The organism is Micromonospora sp. AKA38 (assembly GCF_027925725.1).
In the GTDB taxonomy this organism is placed as follows: Bacteria; Actinomycetota; Actinomycetes; order Mycobacteriales; family Micromonosporaceae; genus Micromonospora.
This window is the reverse complement of record NZ_BNEI01000002.1, coordinates 427,655-447,370: the sequence shown is the minus strand read 5'-3', so window position 1 is coordinate 447,370 and position 19,716 is coordinate 427,655. Positions and strand designations below refer to the sequence as shown.

Here is a 19,716-nt window from a genome sequence, read left to right as displayed (position 1 = left end):
CCCCCTCGACCCCGGCCCACCGGGCCACCCCGCGGGGACCAGCACAACTGGAGGAACGACATGTCCCAGCCACCCACCGGAGCGGAGGGCCACCCGCCCCAGCCGCCGGGCGGCACGGTCTACGGCAACCCGTACGGGAGCCAGCCCTCGCCCCCGCCGTACGGCCCGGCGCACCCCGACCCCACCCGGCCCCAGCCGCCCGTGTCCGGCCCCGGCGACCACGGTTCCGGCCCGGGCGCGTACGGTTCCGGCGCGTACGGCGCGGGTGGTCCCGCCCCAGGTGCCTACGCGCCCGGCGCCGCCTCCGTCCCGGCGCAGCCGATGTCCGCGCCGCCGGTCTCCGGCGCCGGCTACCCCCCGCAGCCGATGTCGGCGCCGCCCGTCTCCGGGCCCGGCTTCGGCCCGCAGCCGATGTCCGGGCCGCCGGTCGCCGGGCCCGGGTTCGGCCCCCAGCCGATGTCCGGTCCGCCCGGCGCCGCGCCCCCGTACGGCCCGGCCGGTTACGGCACGCCGACGGGTACGCCGGCCGGCGGTGGCCGGGGCCGGACCACGCTGGTCCTCGCCCTCGTCGCCGGGCTGCTCCTCGTCCTCGGCGGCGTGATGACCGGTCTCTACGTCACCACCAACGGCAAGCTGACCAGCGCCGAGCGGCAGGTCAGTCAGCGTGACGGCACCATCTCGGCGAACCAGCGGGAGATCGAGAAGCTCAAGGGTGAGGTCAAGGCGGTTCAGGAGCGGCTGGCCGACACCGAGCAGGACCTGACCGGCACCAAGAACGACCGGGACGAGCAGGCCCGGCAGAAGAAGGTCATCGCGAACTGCCTGAACAAGCTGACCACCGCCATCACCGCGGCGTCTCGTGGCGACAAGGCGGGCTTCGAGGCGGCCAACAAGGGGCTCGACAAGATCTGCGACGAGGCCGAGAACTACCTCTGAGCCCCACCCACCTGATCGATCATGAAGTTGGCGGCCGGCTGGATCTCCACAGCGGCCGCCAACTTCATGGTCGACAGGGCTGGCCGAAGGGCCCGGGTCAGGCGGCGCCGGCGGAGCGGCGGGTGGGCAGCGCGGTTACCCCGGGTGGGGGCAGACCGGCCGTCGAGGCCAGCAACGTGCACCAGCCGAGCAGGTGCGGCCCCAGGTCGGCGCGGAGCGGCGTCCAGGAGGCGCGGATCTCGATGTCGCCGGCGGCGGGCGGCCCGGCCAGCTCCCCGAACCGGGTGGAGAGCGTCTGGGTGACCGTGCCGCCGATCGCCCGGTGCCCGGCGCCCTGCGCGTCCAGCGCGTCGGTCAGCCAGGCCCAGCCCACCCCGGGCAGCAGCGGGTCGCTGGCCAGGTCGACCTCCAGCTCGGCGGTGACGTACGTGACCAGGCGCAGCGTGCCCTGCCAGGCCTCGTGCCCGGCCGGGTCGTGCAGCAGGATCAGCCGGCCACTGGCGATCTCGTCGTCGTCGCGCATGACCGCCGCGGAGAGGGCGAACGCGTACGGGGCCAGCCGCTGCGGAGCGCCGACCTCCTCCAGCAGGATCTCCGGCCGGGGTGTGGCCGACCGCAGTCCCGCGACCGCGCGGGCGAACGTTTCCGGGAGCGCGATCGGGGGGGCCATGCCGGCAGCCTATGCCGCCTCCGCCGCGCGGTGGGTGACGCCGCGCCGGGCGCGTCGCGGGCGCCTCGGTGTTGAGCGGGGCGCCCGCCTCTACCGGAGGCGTTAACAGGGGGCCCCTCCTTTCACGTCACATGTGGGGGCGGGGGCGTGAGGGTGGGCGGGGGGCGTGGCACGATTGCGGCGATGACCACCGACACCACGGGCACTGCCGCCCGAGACGGAGAACCCCGCCGCGGCGGGCCGGCCGACTCGCCGTTCGTGCGCGCCTGCCGGCGCGAGCCGGTCCCGCACACCCCGGTCTGGTTCATGCGCCAGGCCGGCCGGTCCCTGCCGGAGTACCGCGAGATCCGGGCCAGCGTGCCGATGCTGGAGTCGTGCCGCCGCCCCGAGCTGGTCACCGAGATCACCCTCCAGCCGGTCCGCCGGCACGGGGTGGACGCGGCGATCCTGTTCAGCGACATCGTGGTGCCGGTGGCGGCGGCCGGGATCGACCTGGACATCGTGCCCGGAACCGGGCCGGTGGTGGCCGAACCGGTGCGCACCGCCGCCGACGTGGAGCGGATCACCCCGATCGGCCGCGACGAGGTGTCCTACGTGGACGAGGCGGTCCGGCTGCTCGTCGCCGAGCTGGGCGACACCCCGCTGATCGGCTTCGCCGGCGCGCCGTTCACGCTGGCCAGCTACCTGGTCGAGGGCGGCCCGTCGCGGACCCACGCGAAGACCAAGGCGCTGATGTACGGCGACCCCGACCTGTGGCACACGCTCTGCGCCCGGCTGGCCGACGTGACGCTGTCGTTCCTGCGGGTGCAGATCGAGGCGGGCGTCTCCGCGGTGCAGCTCTTCGACTCGTGGGCCGGCGCGCTCTCCGAGGCCGACTACCGCCGCTTCGTGCTGCCCCACTCGGCGTACGTGCTGGGCGGTCTGGAAAGCGCCGGCGTGCCGCGCATCCACTTCGGGGTGGGCACCGGCGAGCTGCTCGCCGCGATGGGCGAGGCCGGCGCCGACGTGGTCGGCGTCGACTGGCGTACGCCGCTGGACGTCGCCACCGGCCGGATCGGGCCGGACAAGGCGGTGCAGGGCAACCTCGACCCGACCGTGCTGCTCGCACCCTGGCCGGTGGTCGAGGCCGAGGTGCGGCGCATCGTCGAGCAGGGCCGCGCCGCGCCCGGCCACGTGTTCAACCTCGGCCACGGTGTCCTGCCGGAGACCGACCCCGACGTGCTGACCCGGGTGGTCGCGCTGGTGCACGAGCTGTCCGCGCGACCGGCCCGCTAGGGGGAGCCGTGGCGCGGCCGTGGCGGGTGGCGATCGTCGGTGGCGGGATCACCGGGCTGGCCGCCGCCGTCCGGTTGCGCGACCGCGCCCCCGCCGGCACCGAGATCACCGTGTACGAGCAGTCCGGCCGGCTCGGCGGCAAACTGCGTACCGGTGAGCTGGCCGGCGGGCCGGTCGAGTTCGGGGCCGAGTCGTTCCTGATGCGCGACCCGGCCGGCGGGGAGTCGGCAGCGGTGGCCCTCGCGCGTCGCCTCGACCTGGCCGCGCAGCTCGTGCACCCGACCGTCGGGCAGGCCGCCCTGCTTGTCGACGGCGGGCTGCGCCCGGTGCCGGGCGGCACGCTCGTCGGCGTACCCGGGGATCTGGCGAAGGTGGCGGCGGTGGCCCGGCCGGCGGCGGACGCCGACCGGGACGCGGGCCGCCCGCTGCTGGCCCCCGGCGAGGACCTCGCGGTCGGTCGGCTGGTCCGGGAGCGGCTCGGCGACGCCGTGGTGGACCGGCTGGTCGACCCGATGCTCGGCGGCGTGTACGCCGGCCGCGCCGACGACCTCTCCCTGGTCACCACGATGCCGGCGCTGGCCCGCGCGGCCCGTCGGGAGCACACGCTGGTCGGTGCGGTACGCGCCGCGCAGGCCGCCGCGCCGCGCGCGCCCGGCGCCCCGGTCTTCGGCACCCTGGCCGGCGGGCTGAGCACGCTGGTCGAGGCGGCGGCGCGGGCCAGCGGGGCGACGATCCGCCGGGACGCGGCGGTGCGGGAGCTGCGGCGCACCCCGGACGGCTGGCGACTCACCGTCGGCCCGACCCGCGAAGCCGAACATGTCGAGGTCGACGCGGTGCTGCTGGCGGTGCCGGCCCGGCCGGCGGCCCGGCTGCTGGCCGGCGAGGCGCCCGGGGTGGCGGCGACCGTCGGCGCGCTCGACTACGCCAGCGTCGCGCTGGTCACGCTCGCGCTGCCCGCGCCGGAGCTGCCGGAGCTGTCCGGGTTCCTGGTGCCGGCCGGCGAGGGCCTGCTGATCAAGGCGGCCACGTTCTTCACCACCAAGTGGGGGCACCTGCGCCGGCCCGACGGGTTGGCGCTGGTGCGCGCCTCGGTCGGCCGCTACGGCGACGAGACCTCGCTCCAGCTCACCGACGACGACCTGGCCGCCACCGTACGCCGGGAGCTGTCGGCGGCGCTGGGCACGACGCTGCCCGACCCGGTGGCCCGGCACGTGCAGCGGTGGGGCGGCGCGCTGCCGCAGTACCCGCCCGGGCACACCGGCCGGGTGGCCGGGGCACGGACGGCGTTGCGCGCCGCGCACCCGACGCTGACGCTGGCCGGGGCCGGCTACGACGGGGTCGGCATTCCGGTCTGCGTCCGCTCCGGCGAGACGGCGGCCGAAGAGATCATCACAGCACTGGGAGGATCGGCGACATGACCGAGCAGACCAACGCGGCCCGGCTGCGGGAGCTGAACGAGACCATCCGCTACACCATGTGGTCGGTGTACCGGGCGTCGAGTCCGCTGCCGTCGCTGCGGGAGAACGTCGTCGACGAGGTCGAGTCGCTCTTCACGGAGCTGGCCGGCAAGGACGTCACGGTCCGGGGCACGTACGACGTGGCCGGGCTGCGCGCCGACGCCGACCTGATGATCTGGTGGCACTCGTCGTCGAGCGACGCGCTCCAGGACGCGTACCTGCGGTTCCGCCGTACCACGCTGGGTCGGGCGCTCACCCCGGTCTGGTCGCAGATGGCGCTGCACCGGCCGGCGGAGTTCAACCGCAGCCACATCCCGGCGTTCCTGGCCGACGAGCAGCCGCGCGCCTACCTCTGCGTCTACCCGTTCGTCCGCTCGTACGAGTGGTACCTGCTGCCCGAGGGGGAGCGGCGGGAGCTGCTGGCCGAGCACGGGAAGATGGCCCGCGGCTACCCGGACGTGCGGGCCAACACGGTCGCCTCGTTCGCGCTCGGCGACTACGAGTGGATGCTGGCGTTCGAGGCCGACGAGCTGCACCGCATCGTCGACCTGATGCGCGACCTGCGGGCGTCCCGGGCCCGGCGGCACGTCCGCGAGGAGATCCCGTTCTACACCGGCCGCCGCCGCCCCGTCGCCGACATCGTCACCTGCCTGGTGTGAAAGGAGGGGCCCCCTTTCAACGCCTGCGGTAGAGAAGGGGCCCCCTCTCACACCGGAGTGTCAAAAGGGGGCCCCTCCTTGCCTACCGGCTGGCGGTCAGGCGGTCGTCGTGCAGGAGAGGATGCCGGGCACCGGGTTGGTCCCGCTCGACGAGCCGGTGAAGCCGAACGAGGTGCTGGCCCCCGGGGCGAGCGCGCCGTTGTAGGCCACGTTGCGTGCGGTGACAAGCGTTCCGCTCGTGGTGACCGTGGCGTTCCACGCCGAGGTGACCTGCTGGCCGTTCTGGTAGTTCCAGCTCACCGACCAGCCGCGGATCGCACCGCCACCGTTGGTGACCTTCACCTCGGCCTGGAAGCCGCCGCCCCACTGACCGGTGATCTGGTAGGTCGCGGTGCAGCCCCCGGCCGGGTTCGGCGTCGTCGGTCCACCGGTGGGGGTGGCGGTCGGCGACGTGGTCGGGCTGGTCGTCGGCGACGCGGTCGGCGAGGTGGTGGGGGACGCGGTCGGCGACGGGCCGCTGCCGCCGAAGTCGACGTCGCTGCACAGGTAGTAGGACTGGTCCAGGTGGCTGGCCTGCCAGATCGTGTAGACGATGTGCCGGCCGGTCCGGCCCGGCGCGTTCGCCGGCACCTGGATCGACACGCCCGACGTCTCGGGCGTCCACTGGCTGGCCGGCGTGTTGCCGATCTGGCCGACCTGCTCCAGGTCGCTCCAGCGCAGCGGCGAGTTCAGCGCGTTGAAGCCCTGCTTGGTCACGTACACCCGGATGTAGTCGGCGCCGTGGCTGGCCTGGTCGTACAGCTTGATCCGGAAGTTGTTGGAGATCGGCGTGGTCTTCCAGGCGCCGACCGTGTCGAGCGAGTTGTAGCGGCCGTTGGAGGTGCGCCCGCCGCTGCACAGCTGGCCGTCCGGGATCGCGCCCTGGTGGTTGCCGGCGACGCCCTCGCGGAACAGGCCGTTCCAGTTCCACATGGCGGCCGGGTCGGACTGCCAGGCCTGCCAGCACATCGGGTCCTGGGTGGCCATCGCCGGGTTCTGGAAGTCGCTGCCCCAGCGCTGCCAGCAGCCGTAGTTCCGCGAGGCCGGGTCGACCACCGACCCGTGCGCCGAGGCCGGGCCGGAGAACGCGGTGGTGAGCAGCGCCGCGACGACCGCGCAGACGCCGAGGATCGCCGCGCCGAGCGGTATGCGGCGACGGTACGGAGTGGACATGGGAAGCCTCCGGGGTGGGTGTCGGTGCACGACGCCCGGACTGTCGGGGAGTTGCCCTCTCCCGCGTGGCGGCTCGACCCGCACGCTGCCACAGAAAACGACAGGCGTCAATTAGTTGGGATTCCGACGCATCGGGGTGTGCGGGATGCCGTCCTCGACGTAGCCGGGCCCGCTCACCGTGAAGCCGTGGCCGGCGTAGAGACCCACCAGGTGCGTCTGTGCCTCCAGCACGCACGGCCGGTCACCCACCACGGCCAGCGCCTCGGTCAGCAGCGCGCCGGCCAGGCCCGCGCCCCGGGCCGTCGGCGCCACCACCACCCGGCCGATCCGTGCCACGCCGTCGGGGTCGGCCAGGATCCGCAGGTACGCCACGACGACGCCGTCGCGGGCCAGCCAGAGATGGCGTGTGCCGGGCTCGACGTCCCGACCGTCCAGTTCCGGGTACGCGCAGGACTGCTCCACCACGAACACGTCGATGCGCAGCCGGAGCAGGTCGTGGAACGTGCGGGTGTCCAGCTCGGCGAAGCCGGCCTGGTGGAGCTCGACGGACATGCCGCCAGGTTAGGCCGCGGTCCGCGGGTGATCCACGCCGGTCCGACCCGCCGGGCGGACGGTCAGCGCGCCGCCGCCCGCAGGCCGGCGCCGGTGGCGACGGCGGCCCGGTCGAACCACGTCGCGGTGGCGGCGGCCGAGCGGGTCCACACCCCCACGCACTGGGTCACCCGCCCCCGGTGCAGACAGCCGTAGCGGTGCGGGAAACGGGTGCCGTCGGGCAGCGTCATGGTGGCGGCGACCGCGCGGCCCGACACGCCCACCCCGGCGGGCAGGTCGACGGCGGAGTGCCCGGCGGTCACCTGCCCGGCCTCCTCGTCGCGGTCGCACGCCGCCAGCACCTCGAAGATCCGGCGTACGGCGTCGGCGGCCACCGTCGCGTCCGGGTAGACCACGGTCTCCTGGGCCAGCTCGACGAACTCCTCCGGCGGAGCGCCCTTCGGTGTGCCGAAGACCCGGGTGGAGGCCACCAACCTCCGGTCGAGCAGCGGCAGCGGCCGGCCGCAGGCGATCCCGTCCGAGTCGAGCCGCTCGCTGGCGTGGTCGGGCTTCTCGGCCAGGCCGGCGAGGCTGCCGGTGGCGGCATGCCGGTCCCGCAGTGCGAGGGCGATGCCGCCGTCGGTGGGCGCCGGTGCGGCGAGAGCCGGTGCGGCGCCGGTCGGCCCGCTCGGAGCGGGGGTCGGGGCGCAGCCGGCCAGCGTCACGAGGATCGCCGTCGCGGCGATCATCCGTCGGTTCACCGGAGGATGCTAGCGGTCGATCGACACGGGGCGGCGTGGCGGACGCCCGGCTCCCGGATCGGCCGTCCGGTCAGGCGGGGCGGGCGCCGACCGCGTCGCGGATCTCGGCGCCCTGGTCGCCCTCGACCGCGCGGGCGCAGTGGGCGCAGCAGAAGAAGCGGCCGGAGACCTCGACGCCGTGTCCGACGATCTTGATCTGACAGTGTTCGCAGATCGGTGCCATCTTGTGCACCGCGCACTCGAAGCAGTCGAACGTGTGTCGGGCCCCGTCCACCGTGCGCACCTCGAACGCCATCCAGTAGTCGTTGCCGCAGACCTCGCAGGCAGCCATATGAAACCCCCCGAAAACGGACTTGTGCTCCCAGGGTCGGGCAACGGACGCGCCGGAGCGACCGGAACGGCGAACCCGGGGCGGCCCCGACGGCGTGTCGCAGCCGGCGTGTCGCGCGTTGACCGGGTGGACGGCGAGAATCAGGAGGAACCGTGATCAAACGCAACAAGCTCTTCGGCAACCAGACCCGGGTGACGTTCTCCCTGCCCCGCGACGCGCCGGCCGGCACGGTGAGCGTGGTCGGCTGCTTCAACGGCTGGGAGCCCGGCCGGCACGAGCTGGTGCCGCGCCGGGACGGCACCCGGACCGTGACCGTACGGCTCGGCCCGGGTGAGTACCGCTTCCGCTACCTCGCCACCGGCGGCGTGTGGCTGGACGACGACAGCGCCGACCGGGTCGACGAGGCCGGCAGCCTGCTGCGCCTGTAGGGCCGCGCGGTCAGCCGCCGCTCGGCTCCAGCCGTACCGAGATCGAGTTGACGCAGTGCCGGGTGTCCTTCGGGGTGAAGCCCTCGCCCTCGAAGACGTGCCCCAGGTGGCTGTCGCAGCGCGCGCAGCGGATCTCCACCCGCCGCATGCCGAGCGTGTTGTCCGGGATCTCCTTGACCGCGCCGGGAATGGCGTCGTCGAAGCTGGGCCAGCCGCAGTGCGAATCGAACTTGTCGTCGCTGCGGAACAACTCGGCCCCGCAGGCCCGGCAGTGGTAGACGCCGGGGGTCTTGGTGTCGACGTACTCACCGGTCCAGGGCGCCTCGGTGCCGGCCTCGCGGAGCACCCGGAACTCCGCCGGGCTCAACCGGACCCGCCACTCGTCCTCGGTGCGGGGCAGTTCATTGTCGGAAAGACTCACCGCTCCACGGTACGTCGACTGTCGGTGGCATCGCATATGGTCGCCTGATGGCGGGCAGCAGAAGCGCGGTCGAGGAGATCGAGGTCGCCGGCCGGGCCGTGCGGCTGAGCAGCCCGGATCGGGTGATCTTCCCGCAGCGCGGCTTCACCAAGGCGGACGTCTTCCACTACTACCTGGCGGTGGGCGAGGGCATCACCCGGGCCCTGCGGGACCGGCCCACCACCCTGCAACGCTTCCCCGAGGGCATCGAGGGGGAGATGTTCTTCCAGAAGCGGGTGCCCGCGCGCGGCGTACCCCCGTGGATCCGCACCGCGGAGATCAGCTTCCCCAGCGGCCGGACGGCCCAGGAGCTGTGCCCGGCCGACCTGGCCCACGTGGCCTGGGCGGCGCAGATGGGCACCGTGGTCTTCCATCCCTGGCCGGTGCGCGCCGCCGACACCGACCGTCCCGACGAGCTGCGCATCGACCTCGACCCGCAGCCCGGCACCGACTTCGCCGACGCGGCGACCGCCGCCGGTGAGCTGCGCGGGCTGCTGGACGAGCTGGGCGTGCCGGGCTGGCCGAAGACCTCCGGCGGTCGGGGCGTGCACGTCTACCTGCGCATCCAGCCACGCTGGACGTTCGTCGAGGTGCGCCGGGCCACCATCGCGCTGGCCCGGGAGCTGGAACGGCGTCGGCCCGAGTTGGTCACCACCGCCTGGTGGAAGGAGGAGCGGGGCCGCCGGGTCTTCGTCGACTTCAACCAGATGGCGCGGGACCGCACCATCGCGTGCGCGTACTCACTGCGGGCCAACGGGCGGGCCACCGTCTCCACCCCGGTCGACTGGGACGAGCTGCCCGGGGTCGACCCGGACGACTTCCACCTGGGCACGGTGCCGGCGCGGTTCGCCGAGCGGGGTGACCCGCACGCCGGCATCGACGACGCCCCGTGGGACATCACGCCGCTGCTGGAGTGGGCCGAGCGGGACGCCGCCGACGGTCTCGGTGACCTGCCGTACCCGCCGGAATACCCGAAGATGCCCGGCGAGCCGAAGCGGGTCCAGCCCTCCAAGGACCGCGACCGCCCGAAACCGTCCTGACCACCCCGTCCCCGCCCAGCATTCAGAGGAGCGCCCGGACGGACCTCCGGATGTGGTTCGGGCGGCGGTAGAGATCGGCGGCGGTGTAGATCCGGATACGCCAGCCGTGCTCGGCCAGCCAGTTCAGCCGGGAGCGGTCGTGGTGCAGGCGGTCGGGGTCGAGGTGGGAGCGGCCGTCGTACTCCACGCCGACGCGCTGCCGGCGGTAACCCAGGTCGAGCCGGTACACCGGCACGCCCTCCTCGTCCGGCACCCAGAGCTGCGGCTCCGGCGCGGGTAACCCGGCGTCGATCAGCAGCAGGCGTAGCTGGCTCTCCTGCCGGCACTCCGCACGCGGGTCGGCCAGCTCGGCCAGCCGGCCGGCCTGGCGTACCCCGCGCAGCCCGGCGTGCCGGGTCACCTCCGCCAAGAGGTCCGCCCGGCGGCACGCGCCCACCCGTAGGCACAGGTCCAGCACCGGAAGCGCGTCCGGCCGACGGAGCACCCGGGCCAGGTCGACGGCGCAGCGGGCGGCCGGCGCGCACGGCACCCCGGCGACCTCCACCACGTCCCTGACCGGCAGAACGGTCTGATGAACGGCCACGCCCCGGATGCTCGGCACCGGGCCACCGGCCGGAACGACCACGTGCACCTTGTCGCCGGACACGGCACCGAAGCGGTGCAGCCGGGCACCGGTGTGAAACCCCGCCACGGCGTCGGGCGGCAACCGGCGGAAGAGCGCCCGCAGCCGGCCCGTCTCGTCGTCCGCACGTCCGTAGACACCCCTCGACAGCCGGCCCAGACGCCCCGACTCCACGCGGTGCCGCACCGCCCCGCGGCTCACCCCGCCGGCCCGCAACTCCTCGTACCGCCACACCCCGCCACCCTCCCGCGCCTCCCGTCTCCCCGTCCGCCCCTGTGGACAACCCCGCCCCCGCCTCGTCGATCTAGGAGTTGTGGCACCTCGCAAAAGCCGCATGAAACGCATTCCATGGCACCACAACTCCAAGATCGACGAGGCGGAGGCGGGCGGGCGGGGCGGGCGGGGCGGGCGGGGCGGGGTGGGGTTGGGGTAACGATCATGTAACGGGCGCGAACCTTTTCGTGGGGGTGGCGGGTCTTCCTGGTCATCGGCTCACCCGGGCCAGGGAAGGACGTCGGATGAAGCTGGTGTGGAGGCGGGCGGTCGAGGCCCGCGGGCTGCTGCTCGCCGCCGCGGTCGCGGCGCTCGTCGCGGTCGGGCTGGTCACCGGGCTCTCCGACTACAACCGGCGGGCGGTCGAGGCGGGCGCTCGGGCGGTGCTCGACGCCGCCCCGCCCGAGGAGCGCAGCCTGCTGGTCAGCGGCTCCGGCGGCGCCGACGCGGCGGCGTTCGCGGGGCGGGACCGCGCGGTCCGGGCGCAGTTCGCCGGCCGGTTGGGCGGGGTGCCGGTCACCGTGGCCGCCGCCCGTTACGGCACCGGGCGGGAGTTGACCGGTGACGTGGGCGCCGCCCGCACCGACGACGACCCGATGTTCGCCAACCTCGCCACCCTTGACGGCCTGCCGGCGCGCGCCGAGCTGACCGCCGGGACGTGGCCCACGCCTGGCGCCGATCCGTTGCAGGTGACCGTGCCGGAGAAGGTGGCCGCGCGGCTCGGCCTGGTGGTCGGGGAGCGGGTGCCGCTGTTCGACCGGGCGGCGGAACGGCCCGGCGCGGTGACCGTCGTCGGCACGTGGCGGCCCCGCGACGCGGCCGACGCGTACTGGCGGCTCGCCCCGGGTGTCGGCGACAGTCAGGGCGACGCGGCGAGCACCTCGTACGGGCCGTTCGCGCTGGATCCGGCGGACTTCGCGCGTACCTTCCCGGGCTCGGTCTCGGCGGCCTGGCTGGCCGTCCCGGACCTGACCGGCGTCGAGCCGGGCCGGCTGCCAGCCGTCACCGCCGCGCTGGCCGACGTCACCGAGCGGCTGCCCACGGCCACCGGCCTGGGTTCCTCCGCGCAGCAGGTCAGCCACCTGGACCGGCTGGTGGACCGGCTCGGCCGGGCCGACCTGGTGGGCCGGTCCGCCCTGCTCACCCCGCTGCTGCTGATCGTGGTGCTCGGCGGGTACGCGCTGGTGCTGGTCGCCGCGCTGCTCAACGAGGACCGGCGGGCCCAGACCGCGCTGCTGCGGGCCCGGGGCGCCGCGCGTGGCCAGCTCGCCGGGCTCGCCGTACGCGAGGCGACGCTCGTGGTGGCGCCGGCCGTGCTGCTGGCCCCGGTGCTGACCGGGCAGGCGGTCCGGCACCTCGGCGCGGACCTGGGGCTGGCCGACGGCGGGGCCGCCCGGGTCTGGCTGGTGGCGCTCGCCGCCGCGGTCGGTTGCCTGCTCGCCATGGTGGTGCCGGCCCTGCGCCGGGCCGGCACCTACGTCGCCGACATGGCCGCCCGCTCCCGGCCGAGTCGGGGTGCGGCCGTGCAACGCGCCAGCGTCGACCTGGCCCTGGTGGCGCTGGCCGTGCTCGCCTGGACCCAGCTGCGGCAGTATTCGTCGCCGCTGGCCGGCGCGAACGGCAGCCTCGGCATCGACCCGCTGCTCGCCGCCGCGCCCACCATCGGTGTGCTGGCCGGCGCCGTGATCGCGCTGCGGCTGCTGCCGCCGGCCACCCGGCTCGCCGAACGGCTCGTCGACCGGCGACCGTGGAACGCGACCATGTTCGGCATGTGGCAGGCGGGCCGCCGCCCGCACGCCGGGCCGGTGCTGCTGCTCGCGCTCGCCGTCGGCGGCAGCACGCTGGCCTGGTCGCTGGTGGCCTCCTGGGAGCGGTCGCAGCGGGACCAGGCCTGGCACACGGTCGGCACCGACCTGCGGTTGACCGAACGCGACGGCACCGCCCCCGACGGCCGGGCCGCCGCGCTGGCCGCCGCCCCCGGGCTGGACCGGGTGCTGCCGGCCTGGCGCGACGACATCCGGGTCGGTCGGGAGGCCCGCCCGGCCACCGCGGTCGCGTTGGACGCCGCCGCCGCGCGCGGGATGCTCCGGCTCGACGACGCCGACGGCGGGGCGTCCACCGCCGCGCTGCTGGACCGGCTGGCGGGCGGCCGGGGCACGCCCGCCGGGACCCTCCTGCCGGCGGCGGCGCGCACGCTGTCCGGGACCGTCCGCACCCCGGTCGACACCAGGTACACGCCACCCACGGTGGCCGTGACGGCGCTGTTCACCACCGACGCCGGTGCCGCCTGGCGACTGCGGCTGGCCGAGGCCGACGGCGACGGCCGGCCGGTGCGCTTCTCCGTCGCGTTGCCCGACACCGGTGGCGTGCCGCTGCGGCTGGTCGGCTTCGAAGCCGACGGCGGCGACGTGGTCGGCCGCTCCTACCGGCTGCTGGTGGCGGGGCTGCGGCTCACCGACGCCGGGGGCGTCGCGCTGCCGCTGCCCCTCACCGGCGCCTGGCGGGTGGTCGATCCGGCGGCCGGGCCGCAGGGCGGCGCGCAGGCCACCCCGACCAGCGTGGACGCCACCCGGAGCTTCCGGGTGCCCGACGGGCTCCTCCAGTACGCGGGCACGCCGCCGTCCCGTTTCGCGGTGGTGCCCGGGTCCGACGCCCCGCCGGTGCCGGTGCTGATCACCCCGGGCGTGGCGGCGGCGCTGAGCGTCCGCACCGGTGACTCGCTCAAACTGTCGCTGGCCGAGGTGACGCTTGACGTCACAGTGGTCGGTCAGGTCGCCGCGGTCCCCGGCACCGAGGGCGACGGGGTGCTCCTCGACCTGCCCGCCGCCGCCGGCCAGATGCTCCAGCAGCGCGGCGGCGTACGGTCGGTGGCCGAGTGGTGGCTGCGGACCGGGCCGGGCGGGCACACCGCCGCCGCGCGGGCGCTCACCGGGGCCGACGGCGCCGTCCTGCACGACCGGCGACAGGTGGCCGAGGAGGCCGCCCGGGACCCGTACTGGCGGGGGGCCCGCACCGGGCTGCTCGCCGCCGCGCTCGGGTCGGTGCTGCTGGCCCTGGTCGGCCTGGCCGTGGACGGGTGGGCCACCACCCGACGCCGGCTCACCGAGTTCGCCGTGTTCACCACGCTCGGCGCGACCAGCCGGTTGCTGGCCCGCGCGTACCTGGCCGAGCAGACGTTCCTGGCCGCGATCGGGGTCGGCGTCGGGCTGCTGGTCGGAGCCGTGGTGGCGGCGACCATGGTGCCGCTGGTGATCCTCACCCCGGCGGCCGGCCGGCCGGTGCCCGAGGCGGTCTTCACGGTGCCCTGGCCGCCGGTCGGGCTGACCGCCGCCGGTCTGCTGCTCGCCGCGCTCGCGTTCGCCGCCGTCGTCACCACCGGCATCCGCCAGCGGATCGCCGCCGTGCAGCTCCGGATCGGGGGGGAGCAATGAGCGCGAGGAACGCAGCGCAGCGGAGTCCCGCAGTCGCGAATGAAGGTGAGCACCGATGAGCGCGAGGAACGCAGCGCAGCGGAGTCCCGCAGTCGCGAATGAAGGTGAGCACCGATGAGCGCGAGGAACGCAGCGCAGCGGAGTCCCGCAGTCGCGAATGAAGGTGAGCACCGATGAGCGCGAGGAACGCAGCGCAGCGGAGTCCCGCAGTCGCGAATGAAGGTGAGCACCGATGAGCGCGAGGAACGCAGCGCAGCGGAGTCCCGCAGTCGCGAATGAAGGTGAGCACCGATGAGGCTGCCAGGCGCCGCCGGGCGGGTCCGGGCGTACGGGGGGCAGTTCCTGCTGCTCGCCGTGCTGACCGCGGTGACCGCGCTGCTGATCACCGGCGTGCCGCGGGTCGCCGACCGGCTCACCGGCCAGGGGCTCACCGAGTACGTGGCCGGGCAGCCGGCGGCCCGGCGCGACGTCACGTACGCCACCGCGCCGACCACGTTCACGACCGGCGACCAGGTCGCCGCGCAGGCGCCCCAGCTCGCCGCGATCGAGGACCGGATGCCGGACGCGGTCCGGGACGTCGTCGGGCAACGCTGGTACGTCACGCAGGCCGTGCCGGGTCGGCTGCGCGGCCCGACGCTCTCCACCGACAAGGGGCTGATCGACCTCGTCCTGCGCGGCGGCACCGGGCTGCGCGAGGCGGCCACGCTGGCCGGCGGGCGGTGGCCGGAACGCGGCGTCACCGAGGCCGGCGCGATCGAGGTGGCACTCGCGGAAGCGGTGGCCACCGGACTGGGCGTCAGGCCCGGCGACCGGTTCCGCCTGTCGCTGCTCGACCCGAGCGGCGCCCCGCTCGAGTCCCGCCCGATCGAGCTGGTCGGCGTGTGGCGGCCGAACGACCCCGGCAACGGCGTCTGGGACGCGCTGCCGTCGATGCTGCGGCTCACCCCGCCCGAGGGCGACGGCGACCCGTTCGTGGCGGTCGCCTACACGGCCGACGCCGGGGTGGATGCCGCCGCCGCGGTCGGATGGCCGGTGAGCTTCGGTTGGCGGTACCGGATCGCCCCGGACCGGCTCGCCGCCGGCCGGCTCGACGCGCTGATCGCCGGCATCGACGGGCTGGAGCGGACCCGGCCCGCCTCGGTCACGCTGACCCAGGGCGTGGACGTTCCGCTGCGCCGCTTCGCCGCCTCGCTCGCCGCCGCCCGTACGCTGCTGGCGGTCATCGCCGCCGGCCTGCTCGCCACGCTGGCCGGGCTCGCCCTGCTGGCCGCCCGGCTCGCCGCGCGTCGCCGCCGGGCCGAGTTCCACCTGATCCGGGCACGCGGCGGCTCGACCGGCGACGTGCTGCGTCGCGGCCTGGCCGAGTCCGCCCTGGTGCTGCCGGCGGCGGCCGGAATCGGCTGGCTGCTCGCCGGCCTGCTGCCCGGCGCCGGCGCGTCGGCGCGGTGGGTACTGGTCGCCGCGGTGCTGGCCACCCTGCTTCCGCCGCTGGCGGCGCTCGCGGTGGGCCGTCGGGTCGCCGGCCGCGCCGACCTCGGTGGCCGGTCGCCGGCGCTGCGGCTGACCGTCGAGGTGGCGGTGCTCGGGGTCGCCGTGCTCGGGGCGTTCCTGCTGCGTCGGCGAGGGCTCACGCCGGGATCGGTGGATCCGCTGCTGGTCTCCGTGCCGGTGCTGCTGGCGGTGGCCGCGGCGGTGCTGGCGCTGCGCGCGTACCCATGGCCGTTGCGGCTGCTCAGCCGCGTGACGGCGCGGGCGCGCGGCAGCGTCGCGTTCCTCGGCACCGCCCGCGCCGGCCGGGCCGCCAGCACCGGACCGCTGGTCGTGGTGGTGCTGGCGGTCGCCACCGCCGCGTTCTGCGGGGTGGTGGCCACCGGCATCGAGGCCGGCCGGGACACCGCCGCCGCCCGCGCCGTCCCCGGCGACCTGCTGGTCGACGGCGAGCGGTTCGCGCCGGACACCGCCGGTGAGTTGGCCGCGCTGCCCGGCGTCCGCGCGGTGGCCCCGCTGCTGACCGTGCGGGCCCAGCGCCCGTACCTCGACCGGGCCGGCCGGCCGGCCCCGATCCGGGAGCTGCGGGTGCTGATGGTCGACGGCGACCGGTTCGCCGAGGTGGCCCGACGCGCCGGCGTACCCGTGCGCGTGCCCGGCCCGCTGCTCGGCGGCGGCAGCACCCCACTGCCGGCGTTGGTGTCCCCGACGGTCGCCGCGGAGCTGGCCGGGGCGGGGCTGGCGGACGCCGAGGGACGCCGTCCCGCCTGGCTGGACGTGCAGGGCAACCGGCTGCCGCTGCGCGTCGCCGCCACCGTCGACGGGTTCGCGCTCGTCGACCGCGAGGCGACCCGGTTCGTGGTGCTGCCCTGGCCGAGCCTGCCGGCGGACGCCCCGCACCCGCTCGCCCCCACCGGCTTCGTGCTGGCCGGGCCCGGCGTGGACCGGGCCGAGGTGAACCGGGTGGCGACCGAGGGGCAGCGCCGCTACCTGCGGATCGGAACGGTGGAGAACGGGGACCGGGCCCGCCCGCCGCAGGTGACCACCCGCGCCGACGTCCGCGCCGAGCTGGGCGGCAGCGGCGTGAACGGGTTGCTGGTGTTCGGGTTCGTGCTCGGCGCCGGCGGCGGCGCGGTGCTGGGCCTGCTCGGGCTCGCGTTCGCGGTGCTCGCCGGCGCGCGGTCCCGGGGGCAGGTGCTGTCCCGGCTGCGCACCATGGGCCTGTCCCGACGGCAGTGGCGCGGCCTGTTGCTGGTCGAGCTGACGCCGCTGGTGCTGGTGTCGGTGCTCACCGGGGCGGTGGTCGGCGCGCTGCTGCCGCTGCTGCTCACCCCGGTGCTCGGACTGCCCGCGTTCACCGGCGGGGTGACCGTGCGTCCGGCGTTCGAACCCGGCCTGGTGGCCGGGGTGTCCGCCCTGGCCCTGCTGGCCCTCGGCTTCGCGATCACCGTGGAGGCCGTGAACAACCGCCGGATGCGCCTCGGTGAGGTGCTGCGGCTCGGAGAGGAGAGCTGAGATGACCGCGACCGCCTCCGGCTCGGCGCGTCCGGCGCCGCGCCACGATCCCGGACCGCCGATGGCCGTGCCGGACCTGGCCGCCCTGCAACAGCGTGCCGCGGAGCGCGCCGCCGAACGGGCCGGCGGACGGGACCGGCTGCGCGGGCACATCGTCTGCGACGGGCTGGTGCGCATCTTCAAGACCGAGGGCGTCGAGGTGGTCGCACTCCAGGGCCTCGACCTGGTCATCGACCGCGGCGAGCTGGTCGCGATCGTGGGCGCCTCCGGCTCCGGCAAGTCCACCCTGCTCAACATCCTGTCCGGGTTGGACACCCCGACCGCCGGTATCGCCCGGGTCGCCGAGTACGACCTGCTCGCCCTCTCCAACCGGAAGCGGCTGGCGTACCGGCGGGAGATGGTCGGCTTCATCTGGCAGCAGACCGGCCGCAACCTGCTGCCGTACCTGACCGCGGTGGAGAACGTGGAGTTGCCGATGCGGCTGGCCCGGCGGCCCGGCGGCCGGCGGGGCCGGCGGGAGCGGGCCCGCCGGCTGCTCGACCTGGTCGGGGTCGGCTACTGCGCGGACCGTCGGCCGGGTCAGATGAGCGGCGGCGAGCAGCAGCGGTGCGCGGTGGCCGTGGCGGTGGCCAACGACCCGGAGATCCTCTTCGCCGACGAGCCGACCGGCGAGCTGGACGAGGCGACCGGCGCGGAGGTCTTCGCCGCGCTGCGCACCATCAACGCCGAGCTGGGGGTGACCATCGTCGTGGTCACCCACGACCACGCCGTGTCCGGCCAGGTCCGCCGGACCGTCGCCATCCGCGACGGCCGGACCGCCTCCGAGGTACGCCGGACCGCGCGGGTCACCGCCGACGGCGGCACCGAGCTGGTCAGCGAGGAGTACGCGGTGCTCGACCGGACCGGCCGGATGCAGTTGCCGGCGCCGTTCGTGGAGGCGCTGGCCCTGCGCGACCGGGTCCGGCTGGACCTGGAACCCGACCACGTCGAGGTCCGCCCCGGCGACCGGACGTACGCCGAGGAGAACGAGCGATGACCGACCAGGCTGTGGTGCTGCCGGCGACGCCGGTCGAGGACGTGGTCCGGGTCGAGGGGGTGAGCCGTACCTTCGGCCGGGGGGAGCACGCCGTGCACGCCGTACGGGACGTCTCGCTCACCGCCGGCCGGGGGGAGCTGGTCGCCGTGCGCGGCCGGTCCGGGGCCGGCAAGACCACGCTGCTGAACCTGATCGGTGGTCTGGACCGGCCGGACGCCGGCCGGATCGAGGTGGCCGGGCACGACGTGACGTCGGCGGGGGAGCGGGAACTGCTGGCGCTGCGCCGGGGCACCGTCGGTTTCGTCTTCCAGACGTTCGGTCTGGTGCCGATCCTGTCCGCGGCGGAGAACGTCGGGGTGCCGCTGCGGCTGGCCAAGGTGCCGGCGGCGGAGCGGGAGCAGCGGGTGGCGGTGCTGCTGGAACTGGTCGGGCTGGGCGCGCACGCGGCGCAGCGCCCGTACGAGTTGTCCGGCGGCCAGCAGCAGCGGGTGGCGGTGGCCCGGGCGTTGGCGAACGAGCCGGACCTGCTCATCGCCGACGAGCCGACCGGTCAGCTCGACTCCGAGACCGGGCGTTCGATCATGGACCTGATCCGTGCCGTGGTGCACGCCCGGGGCATGACCGCGCTGGTCGCCACGCACGATCCGGCGTTGATCGAGCTGGCCGACCGAACCCTGGTCCTGCGCGACGGCCACCTGCTCACCGACTGACCCGCGCCGTTCGCTAGCAGTCTCTCCTACTTCTGAAGTAGTGTTGATGTCATGTCCATGCCGTTGGAGTCCGTGCCGTTCTCCGAACTGCTGCGTCAGCCGGCGGAAACGGCCGAGCGGTTGTCCCGCGCCCGCGCGCTGCGGTTGCGTCGCCGAGACGCCGCCGACCTGGTGCTGATGTCCGCCGACCGTGCGGCTGCCGAGGGTGAGGTGGTAGACCTGACCGCCCGGCTGCTGGCCAGCCTGGTCCGCCGTGACCCTGGTCTGGTACGTGAGGCGCTGCCCACCGTGCTGCCTTGGGTGCGATTCCTGCCCACGGAGGATGCCCATCAGATGGCCGACGAGTTCATCGCCACGGCGGAGGCCGCCGCCGCGGTGGGCAACACCGCCGCGCTGTCTCAGCTGCTCACCGAGTGGCGGCACACCGCCGAGGTTCATGGCGACCCCGACCTGCACCGGGTCCTGACCACGCCGAGCGACGACGACTTCGGGCCGGTCACGCGCCCCACCGGCGAGTGAGCGCGAAGCGAGGCGATCGGGCCGCGCCACCGCCCCGCCCTGGCGGCTACGCCCTGCGATTCGCCACCAACGACGCGGCCAAGGGCTGGGAGGAACTGTGCCGCCAAGCGGCGGCCAACACACGCGCCGCATTCGACGCCATCGAAGCTGACCCCTGCCCTGCGCCACCGACCAGCCGCCAGCACCCTCTCAAAGGCGCCCTCGCCGTCGGCGTGCACCGCCACGAGACGCTGCCGCAATGGCAGTACGAGGTCACCGCCGGTGGTCGCATCTGGTATCTGGTCGATCACGACACCCGCACCTGCTGGATCAGACATGCCGGCACCGGGCACCCTAGGGCCACCGACTAGCAGCCGTCCGGT

The 19,716-nt window shown here is 75.2% G+C and carries 19 protein-coding genes; 12 read left to right on the top strand and 7 right to left on the bottom strand.

The window, feature by feature from the left end; all coding sequences use genetic code 11:
* Positions 1–60: 60 nt before the first annotated feature.
* Entirely contained in the window at positions 61–936 is an 876-nt protein-coding gene (locus tag TPA0908_RS05590) for a hypothetical protein (RefSeq protein WP_281935287.1), read from the top strand.
* Between the two features lie 97 nt (positions 937–1,033).
* Here the strand turns inward: TPA0908_RS05590 and TPA0908_RS05585 are convergent, their stop codons facing one another.
* Positions 1,034–1,606: a DUF3000 domain-containing protein gene (locus tag TPA0908_RS05585; protein WP_281935285.1), complete on the bottom strand. Its 573-nt coding sequence runs from the start codon at positions 1,604–1,606 to the stop codon at positions 1,034–1,036.
* A gap of 183 nt (positions 1,607–1,789) precedes the next feature.
* Here TPA0908_RS05585 and hemE point away from each other — a divergent pair, with 183 nt between their 5' ends.
* The 3 genes from hemE to hemQ are packed head-to-tail and all read left to right on the top strand — an operon-like array spanning position 1,790 to position 4,997.
* Positions 1,790–2,881: a uroporphyrinogen decarboxylase gene (hemE, locus tag TPA0908_RS05580; protein ID WP_281935283.1), complete on the top strand. Its 1,092-nt coding sequence runs from the start codon at positions 1,790–1,792 to the stop codon at positions 2,879–2,881.
* A gap of 8 nt (positions 2,882–2,889) precedes the next feature.
* Positions 2,890–4,299 carry a protoporphyrinogen oxidase gene (gene hemG / locus TPA0908_RS05575; RefSeq protein WP_281935282.1) on the top strand — a complete coding sequence of 470 codons (1,410 nt, stop codon included), beginning with the start codon at positions 2,890–2,892 and terminating at the stop codon, positions 4,297–4,299.
* Entirely contained in the window at positions 4,296–4,997 is a 702-nt protein-coding gene (gene hemQ / locus TPA0908_RS05570; RefSeq protein WP_281935281.1) for a hydrogen peroxide-dependent heme synthase, read from the top strand. Before hemG ends, hemQ begins: the two co-directional genes overlap by 4 nt.
* 96 nt (positions 4,998–5,093) lie before the next feature.
* Here hemQ and TPA0908_RS05565 read toward each other — a convergent pair whose 3' ends face one another.
* From TPA0908_RS05565 to TPA0908_RS05550, 4 genes are all read right to left on the bottom strand, one after another.
* The gene (locus tag TPA0908_RS05565; RefSeq protein ID WP_281935279.1) at positions 5,094–6,209 is read right to left on the bottom strand and encodes a lytic polysaccharide monooxygenase auxiliary activity family 9 protein; all 1,116 of its coding nucleotides are present in this window, start codon (positions 6,207–6,209) and stop codon (positions 5,094–5,096) included.
* 111 nt (positions 6,210–6,320) lie between these two features.
* Complete coding sequence (locus tag TPA0908_RS05560) at positions 6,321–6,761, bottom strand: GNAT family N-acetyltransferase (RefSeq protein WP_281935277.1); 441 nt, start codon at positions 6,759–6,761, stop codon at positions 6,321–6,323.
* Between the two features lie 62 nt (positions 6,762–6,823).
* Complete coding sequence (locus TPA0908_RS05555) at positions 6,824–7,501, bottom strand: hypothetical protein (protein WP_281935275.1); 678 nt, start codon at positions 7,499–7,501, stop codon at positions 6,824–6,826.
* A 70-nt stretch (positions 7,502–7,571) separates the two neighbouring features.
* Positions 7,572–7,832, bottom strand: a complete 261-nt coding sequence (locus TPA0908_RS05550) for a Prokaryotic metallothionein (RefSeq protein WP_107159255.1) — start codon at positions 7,830–7,832, stop codon at positions 7,572–7,574.
* Between the two features lie 152 nt (positions 7,833–7,984).
* Here TPA0908_RS05550 and TPA0908_RS05545 point away from each other — a divergent pair, with 152 nt between their 5' ends.
* A complete protein-coding gene (locus tag TPA0908_RS05545; RefSeq protein WP_281935274.1) occupies positions 7,985–8,260 on the top strand; it encodes an isoamylase early set domain-containing protein in 276 nt (91 codons plus the stop codon).
* 10 nt (positions 8,261–8,270) lie between these two features.
* Here TPA0908_RS05545 and msrB read toward each other — a convergent pair whose 3' ends face one another.
* On the bottom strand, positions 8,271–8,681 hold the full coding sequence (gene msrB / locus TPA0908_RS05540; protein ID WP_107159259.1) for a peptide-methionine (R)-S-oxide reductase MsrB: 411 nt from the start codon (positions 8,679–8,681) through the stop codon (positions 8,271–8,273).
* A 47-nt stretch (positions 8,682–8,728) separates the two neighbouring features.
* Here msrB and ligD point away from each other — a divergent pair, with 47 nt between their 5' ends.
* Positions 8,729–9,760 (top strand): non-homologous end-joining DNA ligase, encoded by a 1,032-nt coding sequence (ligD, locus tag TPA0908_RS05535; protein WP_281935272.1) that lies wholly within the window; start codon positions 8,729–8,731, stop codon positions 9,758–9,760.
* Between the two features lie 22 nt (positions 9,761–9,782).
* Here the strand turns inward: ligD and TPA0908_RS05530 are convergent, their stop codons facing one another.
* A complete protein-coding gene (locus tag TPA0908_RS05530; protein WP_281935271.1) occupies positions 9,783–10,616 on the bottom strand; it encodes a hypothetical protein in 834 nt (277 codons plus the stop codon).
* A 284-nt stretch (positions 10,617–10,900) separates the two neighbouring features.
* On the opposite strand from TPA0908_RS05530, the gene TPA0908_RS05525 reads away from it, so the two are divergent.
* The 6 genes from TPA0908_RS05525 (at position 10,901) to TPA0908_RS05500 (ending at position 19,704) form a co-directional block, all read left to right on the top strand.
* Positions 10,901–14,086: an ABC transporter permease gene (locus tag TPA0908_RS05525; RefSeq protein WP_281935269.1), complete on the top strand. Its 3,186-nt coding sequence runs from the start codon at positions 10,901–10,903 to the stop codon at positions 14,084–14,086.
* Between the two features lie 291 nt (positions 14,087–14,377).
* Positions 14,378–17,089: an FtsX-like permease family protein gene (locus TPA0908_RS05520; protein WP_281935267.1), complete on the top strand. Its 2,712-nt coding sequence runs from the start codon at positions 14,378–14,380 to the stop codon at positions 17,087–17,089.
* A 1-nt stretch (position 17,090) separates the two neighbouring features.
* Positions 17,091–18,125 carry an ABC transporter ATP-binding protein gene (locus TPA0908_RS05515; protein ID WP_281935265.1) on the top strand — a complete coding sequence of 345 codons (1,035 nt, stop codon included), beginning with the start codon at positions 17,091–17,093 and terminating at the stop codon, positions 18,123–18,125.
* Entirely contained in the window at positions 18,122–18,835 is a 714-nt protein-coding gene (locus TPA0908_RS05510) for an ABC transporter ATP-binding protein (protein ID WP_281935263.1), read from the top strand. The genes TPA0908_RS05515 and TPA0908_RS05510 overlap by 4 nt, the downstream gene beginning before the upstream one ends.
* 51 nt (positions 18,836–18,886) lie before the next feature.
* The gene (locus TPA0908_RS05505; protein WP_281935261.1) at positions 18,887–19,354 is read left to right on the top strand and encodes a hypothetical protein; all 468 of its coding nucleotides are present in this window, start codon (positions 18,887–18,889) and stop codon (positions 19,352–19,354) included.
* Positions 19,351–19,704 (top strand): type II toxin-antitoxin system RelE family toxin, encoded by a 354-nt coding sequence (locus TPA0908_RS05500; RefSeq protein ID WP_281935259.1) that lies wholly within the window; start codon positions 19,351–19,353, stop codon positions 19,702–19,704. The genes TPA0908_RS05505 and TPA0908_RS05500 overlap by 4 nt, the downstream gene beginning before the upstream one ends.
* The last annotated feature ends 12 nt before the right edge of the window (positions 19,705–19,716 follow it).

Excerpts from the sequence above, each read along its gene's own strand:
- TPA0908_RS05590 (WP_281935287.1), top strand. The coding sequence starts at position 61 with ATGTCCCAGCCACCCACCGGAGCGGAGGGCCACCCGCCCCAGCCGCCG.
- TPA0908_RS05585 (WP_281935285.1), bottom strand. The coding sequence starts at position 1,606 with ATGGCCCCCCCGATCGCGCTCCCGGAAACGTTCGCCCGCGCGGTCGCG.
- hemE (WP_281935283.1), top strand. The coding sequence starts at position 1,790 with ATGACCACCGACACCACGGGCACTGCCGCCCGAGACGGAGAACCCCGC.
- hemQ (WP_281935281.1), top strand. The coding sequence starts at position 4,296 with ATGACCGAGCAGACCAACGCGGCCCGGCTGCGGGAGCTGAACGAGACC.
- TPA0908_RS05565 (WP_281935279.1), bottom strand. The coding sequence starts at position 6,209 with ATGTCCACTCCGTACCGTCGCCGCATACCGCTCGGCGCGGCGATCCTC.
- TPA0908_RS05560 (WP_281935277.1), bottom strand. The coding sequence starts at position 6,761 with ATGTCCGTCGAGCTCCACCAGGCCGGCTTCGCCGAGCTGGACACCCGC.
- TPA0908_RS05550 (WP_107159255.1), bottom strand. The coding sequence starts at position 7,832 with ATGGCTGCCTGCGAGGTCTGCGGCAACGACTACTGGATGGCGTTCGAG.
- ligD (WP_281935272.1), top strand. The coding sequence starts at position 8,729 with ATGGCGGGCAGCAGAAGCGCGGTCGAGGAGATCGAGGTCGCCGGCCGG.
- TPA0908_RS05525 (WP_281935269.1), top strand. The coding sequence starts at position 10,901 with ATGAAGCTGGTGTGGAGGCGGGCGGTCGAGGCCCGCGGGCTGCTGCTC.
- TPA0908_RS05520 (WP_281935267.1), top strand. The coding sequence starts at position 14,378 with ATGAGGCTGCCAGGCGCCGCCGGGCGGGTCCGGGCGTACGGGGGGCAG.
- TPA0908_RS05515 (WP_281935265.1), top strand. The coding sequence starts at position 17,091 with ATGACCGCGACCGCCTCCGGCTCGGCGCGTCCGGCGCCGCGCCACGAT.
- TPA0908_RS05510 (WP_281935263.1), top strand. The coding sequence starts at position 18,122 with ATGACCGACCAGGCTGTGGTGCTGCCGGCGACGCCGGTCGAGGACGTG.
- TPA0908_RS05505 (WP_281935261.1), top strand. The coding sequence starts at position 18,887 with ATGTCCATGCCGTTGGAGTCCGTGCCGTTCTCCGAACTGCTGCGTCAG.